This window comes from Paraburkholderia sp. BCC1885, from assembly GCF_900996235.1.
Taxonomy (GTDB): domain Bacteria; phylum Pseudomonadota; class Gammaproteobacteria; order Burkholderiales; family Burkholderiaceae; genus Paraburkholderia.
Genome location: NZ_CAAJGM010000025.1, coordinates 1 through 791 on the forward strand (window position 1 = coordinate 1; position 791 = coordinate 791).

Below are 791 nucleotides of genomic sequence, written 5' to 3' on the forward strand. Positions count from 1 at the left end.
CCTGGCTGGTGACGCGCTTCATCTGCTCCAGGCCTTGCTCGAGATCGCGCAGGTTCAGCACCTCGCCGTCGCGGGCGGTAAACGCGGTTTTTCAGTTGCCGCGCAATGTCTCGTCCGCAAAACGCAGGTGCCGGATCGTGCCGGGGATCAAGGCGAGTTCCAGCGTGCCGCCCGTCAAGTCCTGTTCAGGCAGCAAGACGCGCGTCGTGATGTAGCCACGCGCCAGGATTTCCTGGGAAAGGCCTTTGACGATCATGTCGAGACCCTGCCTGCCGACGCATTGGTTCGCGTAGTGGGCGAGCCACTCGCGGGCGAAGGCGAAGCGATCCATCGGCAGCGCGGACGCGCCTGCCGACCTCGCGGAAGCGGGTAACGAATCGGGGACATCGAGTGCGAAGCGGCGAATCGGAAAGCATGGAGTTTCAGCCGGAAGCACCGGATAACCGACGCTTGCGGCAACACGCGATCGAACGCCTGGCGCTGAAACGGTTCGCTCGCGTTCTCTCGCCTCTTCCTGCTGCCGGACCTGCTGTTCGTTGCCAAACTGCTGCGCGGATTGTGCCCATGCACCGGCCGATGCAAGGAGCAGCGAGCTTGCCACGACCCTGGTCCCTCGGATTTTCTTGTTCATGTTTGTTTTCATCTCATCATCATGCGTAACGCGTGAGCATCCAGACCCCGATCAGGATGACGAAGGCGCCGGCCGCCTGCACTGGCCGCAGAAGGTTTTCATGGAGTGCGGTGAACGACAGGACCACGATCATGGAGACCGCCACCATGGTGGGATAGGC

The 791-nt window shown here is 62.2% G+C and carries 1 pseudogene; it reads right to left on the reverse strand.

From position 1 onward, the window contains the following. Positions 1 to 631: pseudogene (locus FQ755_RS02290) on the reverse strand (POTRA domain-containing protein); the annotation flags it as partial. Positions 632 to 791: the final 160 nt, after the last annotated feature.